Source organism: Streptomyces sp. NPDC002835, from assembly GCF_053591995.1.
Map to the genome: position 1 here is coordinate 1 of NZ_JBSFUW010000097.1, position 5,479 is coordinate 5,479.

The 5,479-nt window shown below is 71.4% G+C and carries 4 protein-coding genes and 2 pseudogenes; all 6 read left to right on the plus strand.

The features are described 5' to 3' along the window. Positions 1 to 124: pseudogene (locus ACWD01_RS37060) on the plus strand (aromatic ring-hydroxylating dioxygenase subunit alpha); the annotation flags it as partial. Positions 125 to 537: 413 nt separating this feature from the next. After that, entirely contained in the window at positions 538 to 3,204 is a 2,667-nt protein-coding gene (locus ACWD01_RS37065) for a SpoIIE family protein phosphatase (RefSeq protein WP_451168361.1), read from the plus strand. A gap of 347 nt (positions 3,205 to 3,551) precedes the next feature. Then, a complete protein-coding gene (locus ACWD01_RS37070; RefSeq protein ID WP_451168355.1) occupies positions 3,552 to 3,701 on the plus strand; it encodes a hypothetical protein in 150 nt (49 codons plus the stop codon). Then, complete coding sequence (locus ACWD01_RS37075) at positions 3,698 to 4,879, plus strand: NAD(P)/FAD-dependent oxidoreductase (RefSeq protein WP_451168357.1); 1,182 nt, start codon at positions 3,698 to 3,700, stop codon at positions 4,877 to 4,879. The genes ACWD01_RS37070 and ACWD01_RS37075 overlap by 4 nt, the downstream gene beginning before the upstream one ends. 44 nt (positions 4,880 to 4,923) lie before the next feature. After that, entirely contained in the window at positions 4,924 to 5,313 is a 390-nt protein-coding gene (gene gcvH / locus ACWD01_RS37080) for a glycine cleavage system protein GcvH (RefSeq protein WP_451168359.1), read from the plus strand. Next, positions 5,310 to 5,479, plus strand: a pseudogene (locus tag ACWD01_RS37085) (serine hydroxymethyltransferase); the annotation flags it as partial. The gene gcvH and the pseudogene ACWD01_RS37085, both read left to right, overlap by 4 nt.

A 5,479-nucleotide genomic window follows, 5' to 3' on the forward strand; every position in this document is an offset into this window, starting at 1 on the left:
CACCCAGCCGGCGATGAGTTCGAGGGCGTACGCCAAGGGCGGAGTCCTGGTGCCCAGCGAGCACCACATCGGCGAATTCCACACCTGGCTGCAGGACAAGCTCGACGCGCGGCCCGCTCACTGACCCGCCCCACCCGGTACAGCCCGTCCACCTGCCGTGCGGCCCCTCCGGCAGGTGGACGGGCGCCCCTCGGCCACCCGCTCCGGCGATCGCCAAGGTGCGGCCGCACCCTGCCGTGAGGGTGCCGGATCCGCAGCCACCACGGTTCAGCCGCGCAGCGGCTGTGCTGGCTTACCGCGGCCACCAGTACTAGAAGTATTGATATGCGCACATTTTGGCGGTCCTCCGTATCGTCTTCCCGGCTTTTCACCGGGTGGCGTACGCGGGATCGGCGTGAGGCCCGGCGCCCGGGGACCGGGCAGCCGGCCGGACCCGAGGGCGACCACGAGGCCCCGCCCCCGCCGGTCCGCCTCCCCTCCGTGCTGAGCGTGCACAGCGTCGCAGGCCAGGTCTTCATCCTGCAGCTGGCAGTCGTCATGCTGCTCGTCGTCGCTGCGGTGGTGGCCCTCGTGCTGCAGGCCCGCAGCGCAAGCCTGCAGGAGGCCCGTGAGCGCTCGCTCGTCGGCGCCCAGACCTTCGCGCACGCCCCGGGGACGCTGGCGGCCATGGAATCCGCCGACCCCAGTGCGCTCCTGCAGCCGCGTGCGGAGAAAGCCCGCAAGGAGTCCGGGGTCGACTACATCATCGCGTTCAGCCCGGCCGGCTTCCGCTGGACCCACCCCGACCCGGACCTGATCGGCAAGTATGTCGTCGGCTCCTACGCGGACGCGCTCGCCGGCAATGTGCACCAGGAGACCTACGACACGCCGGGCGTCGGCCGCGCGGTGGACACGATGGTCCCCGTCTTCGACGCCGGAGGCTCGGTCGTCGGGCTGGTGTCCGTCGGCATCACGGTCAAGAGCGTGAACGAGCAGGTGGAGAGTCAGCTTCCGCTGCTGTTCGGTTCCGCCGCCGGCGGGCTGGTACTGGTCACAAGCGGGTCGGCGCTGGTGAGCCGACGGCTGCGGCGGCAGACGCACGGTCTGGAGCCGGCGGAGATGACGCGGATGTACGAGCACCACGACGCGGTCCTGCACTCGGTCCGGGAAGGCGTGCTCGTCATCAGTGGTGAGGGGCGTCTGCTGCTGGCCAACGACGAGGCGTGCCGACTGCTGGATCTGCCCGAGGACCTGGAGGGCCGGCGGGTCACCGACCTCGGGCTGTCCCCGCGTACGGCCATGCTGCTGGCCTCGGGCCGAGCCGCCACCGACGAGGTGCTCCTGGCGGGGGAGAGGCTGCTGGCGGTCAACCTGCGGCCGACCGCCCCGCACGGCGGGCCGGCCGGGAGCGTGGCGACCCTGCGGGACACCACTGAGCTGCGCGCACTGGCGGGCCGGGCCGAGGTGGCGCGGGAACGCCTGCAACTGCTCTACGACGCCGGGGTGCGGATCGGCACCACGCTGGACGTGGTGCGCACCACCGAGGAACTGGCCGAGATCGCGGTCCCCCGGTTCGCCGACTTCGTCACGGTCGAGTTGCTGGATGCGGTCCGGCGGGGTGAGGAGCCGGACGGCGCAACGCTGACCATGCATCGCACCGCCGTGCGCGGCATCCGGGACGACCACCCGCTGTACACGCCGGGTGAGGTGATCACATTCCTGCCGACGATGCCGCAGGCGCAGGCGCAGGGGCTGCAGGGCGGTCACGCCGTGCTGGAGCCCGATCTGAGCCTCGCGCCGGGCTGGCAGGCTCTGGATCCCGAGCGGGCGGAGCGCGTCCTGGGCTTCGGTATCCACTCGCTGATCACTGTGCCGTTGCAGGCCCGCGGCGTGGTGCTGGGGATGGTCGACTTCTGGCGCTCGGAGCAGGATTCCTTCGCCGAGGAGGATCTGTCCTTCGCCGAGGAGCTGGCCGCCCGTGCGGCGGTGTGCATCGACAACGCCCGCCGCTACACCCGCGAGCACACCATGGCGGTCACCCTGCAGCGCAGCCTGCTGCCCCACAGCCTGCCCGAGCAGTCGGCCCTGGAGGTGGCCCACCGCTACCTGCCCGCCCAGGCCGGGGTGGGCGGGGACTGGTTCGACGTCATCCTCCTGTCCGGTACCCGCGTCGCCCTGGTCGTCGGAGATGTCGTCGGGCACGGCCTGCATGCGGCCGCCACCATGGGCCGCCTGCGTACCGTCGTCCACAATTTCTGTGCCCTCGACCTGCCTCCCGACGAGCTCCTGGGCCACCTGGACGAGCTGGTCGCCGACATCGACCAGAGAGAGGCGGCCGAGGGCGGGAGCGAGGGCATCACCGGCGCCACCTGTCTGTTCGCGATCTACGACCCGGCCTCCGGCCATTGCAGCATCGCCCGGGCCGGCCATCCCTCACCCGCCCTTGTGCACCCCGACGGCACCGTCACCTTCCCCGACGTGCCCGTCTCCCCGCCCCTCGGCCTGGGCGCAGGCCTGCCCATCGAGACCGCCGAACTGCAACTGCCCGAGGGCTCCCGGCTGGCTCTGTACACCGACGGGCTCGTCGAGGACCGCGACCGCGACATCGACACCGGCCTCGAACTCCTGCGAGACGCCCTGGCGCATCCCGACCAGAGTCCGGAGCAGGCCTGTCAGGCGGTGTTCGACGCCCTGGTGCCCGCCCGCCCCAGGGACGACATCGCCCTGCTGGTGGCCCGCACCCGGCTGCTGGACTCGGACCGGGTCGCCGGGTGGGACGTGCCCTCCGATCCTGCTGCGGTGGCCTCCGTCCGCACTGCCTGCGTCCGTCAGCTGGAGACATGGGGCCTGGACGAGATCGCCTTCACCACTGAACTCATCCTCAGTGAACTGGTCACCAACGCCATCCGCTACGGAGCCGAACCCGTCAGGCTCCGCCTGCTGTACGACCGGGACAGCCTGATCTGCGAAGTCGCCGACGGCTCCAGCACCTCCCCGCACCTGCGCCGGGCGGCCACCACCGACGAGGGCGGCCGGGGACTGTTCCTCGTCGCCCAGTTCGCCCGGCGCTGGGGCACCCGGTACACCGCCCGCGGCAAGGTCATCTGGACCGAACAGTCACTGGACGAGGCGGCAGCCGGGTTCGGCGGAGCCATGGGCGATCTCCTGCTGGACGGGGGCACCTCCCAGGCGGAGCTCTGGGGGAGGGACGAGCCGGACCTGTGACCGCAGGCCCTCACCTCCCAGGCCGGGCCGTCCGCACATAGCCGTCCGGTCGGTGCCGAGGTGGCAGCACCGCGCGTTCCCGCACGTCCCTTCCGCGGCGGCCCCGCAGGACCGGATCGCGGCCACCGGTTTCTGTTGAGCATGGCGCAACAATGTGCATCATGACGGACTGGTGCTGCTTCCTCTCTTGACAACCCCTGGGTCAACCGAAAGCATGTTGCGCATAGTGAATTTAGTTGTGTTATTCGAGACAACCTGTTTGCTCTCGCTCCGTCGATGAACCGGGTGCCACCCCCGGGCCGACGGCTCCCCGTCCCAGTCGGGCACCCGCAACCCGGAGGTTCCCCATGATCACGGTGTGCCGGATCGAAGACCTGCCGCCCCGCGAGTCCAGCCGCGTCACCTGCCCGCCGGTGAAGGACCCGGTGGGCACCCGCCAGGTCTCCCCGGCAGGCGGCCACGTCCAACTCCACGTCACCGTCGGGGAGCCCGCATGAGGAGCATCACCGTCGTCGGAGCGTCGCTGGCAGGGCTGAGCACGGTCCGTGCGCTGCGCGCAGAAGGCTACGACGGCGACCTCGTCGTCGTCGGGGAGGAGCGCCACACGCCCTACGACCGCCCGCCGCTGTCCAAGGACTTCCTCAAGGGCGGCCTCGACGCCGCCGCGCTCGCGCTCGGCGACGCGGACGAGTATGAGGACCTGAACGTGCAGTGGCTGCTCGGCGAGCGCGCGATGCGGCTCGACACCGCAGCCCGGTCCGTCATCCTGGCCGGAGGGCGGCAGCTGCGCACCGACGGGGTCGTCGTCGCGACCGGCGCCGCTCCCCGGACGCTCCCCGGCACGAAGGGTCTGGCCGGTGTCCACACCCTGCGGACCCTGGACGACGCCAAGGCCCTGCGCGCCGAGCTGTTGGACGGCCTGCCCCGCGTCGTCGTCATCGGCGCCGGTTTCATCGGCGCCGAGGTGGCGTCCACCGCCCACCAGCTCGGGCTCCACGTCACCGTCGTCGAGGCACTCGACGTACCACTGGAACGCCAACTGGGGCGCGAGATGGGTCTGGTGTGCTCCTCGCTCCACACCGACCACGGAGTGCGCCTGCTGTGCGGAACCGGCGTGGCCGGATTCAACGGCGACGGCCGGGTCACCGGCGTACGGCTGGCGGACGGGCGCCTGCTGCCCGCCGACATCGTCGTGGTCGGGGTGGGGGTACGGCCCGCCACCGACTGGCTCGCCGGCTCCGGCGTTCAGGTGGACGACGGAGTGGTGTGCGATACCGGCTGCGCGACCGGCGTCCCGGGCGTGGTCGCCGTCGGTGACGTCGCCCGCTGCCCCAGCCTGTTCACCGGGCGGCACGCCCGCATCGAGCACTGGAGCAACGCCACCGAGCAGGCGAGGACCGCCGCCCGCACGCTGCTCTCCGGCGTGTCGGCCCCCGCCCCGCGCACCGCGCCGTACTTCTGGTCCGACCAGTACAAGGTGCGCATCCAACTCGCCGGACACGTCGCCCCCGGTGCCGAGCCGCAGGTCGTCGAGGGCGACCTCGACAGCCGCTCCTTCACGGCCGTCTACCGTCACGAGGGCAACCCCGTCGCCGTGCTCTCCCTGAACCAGCCGAAGCTGTTCAACCGGCTCCGCCGCACCCTCACCCCGGCCGTCGCGGCCGCCGCCTCATGAGCTCCCCGCCCCGACTGCCTCTGCGGTCCCCGCGCGAGACCTCCATGAGCGTTCCGCAGCACCTGCGGTACACCTGGGACCACGAGTGGCTGGTCGTGGACGAGGGCAACGCGACCGTCGGCATCACCGCGTACGCGGCCAACGCGCTCGGCGATGTCGTCCACCTCCGGCTGCCCGAAGTCGGCACTCAGGTCGAGGCCGGGGAGAGCTGCGGGGAGATCAGCTCACCCACAGCCGTCAGCGACCTGTACGCACCTGCCTCGGGTGAGGTCCTGGAAGTCAACACTGCGCTGGCCGACACCCCGGGCGTTGTCAACGCTTCTCCCTACACCGCCGGTTGGCTGTTCAGGCTGCGGGTCGAGAACATCGCCGGCGCACTGTCCGCCGATGCGTATGCCGCGTACTGCGCCCACACACAAGGAGACCGCCGATGACCCTCTTCCACCAGCCCCTCCACGAGCTGGACCCGGACGTCGCCGCCGTGGTCGACGCCGAGCTCCACCGTCAGCAGTCCACCCTCGAGATGATCGCCTCGGAGAACTTCGCTCCGGTCGCGGTCATGGAGGCCCAGGGCTCCGTCCTCACCAACAAGTACGCCGA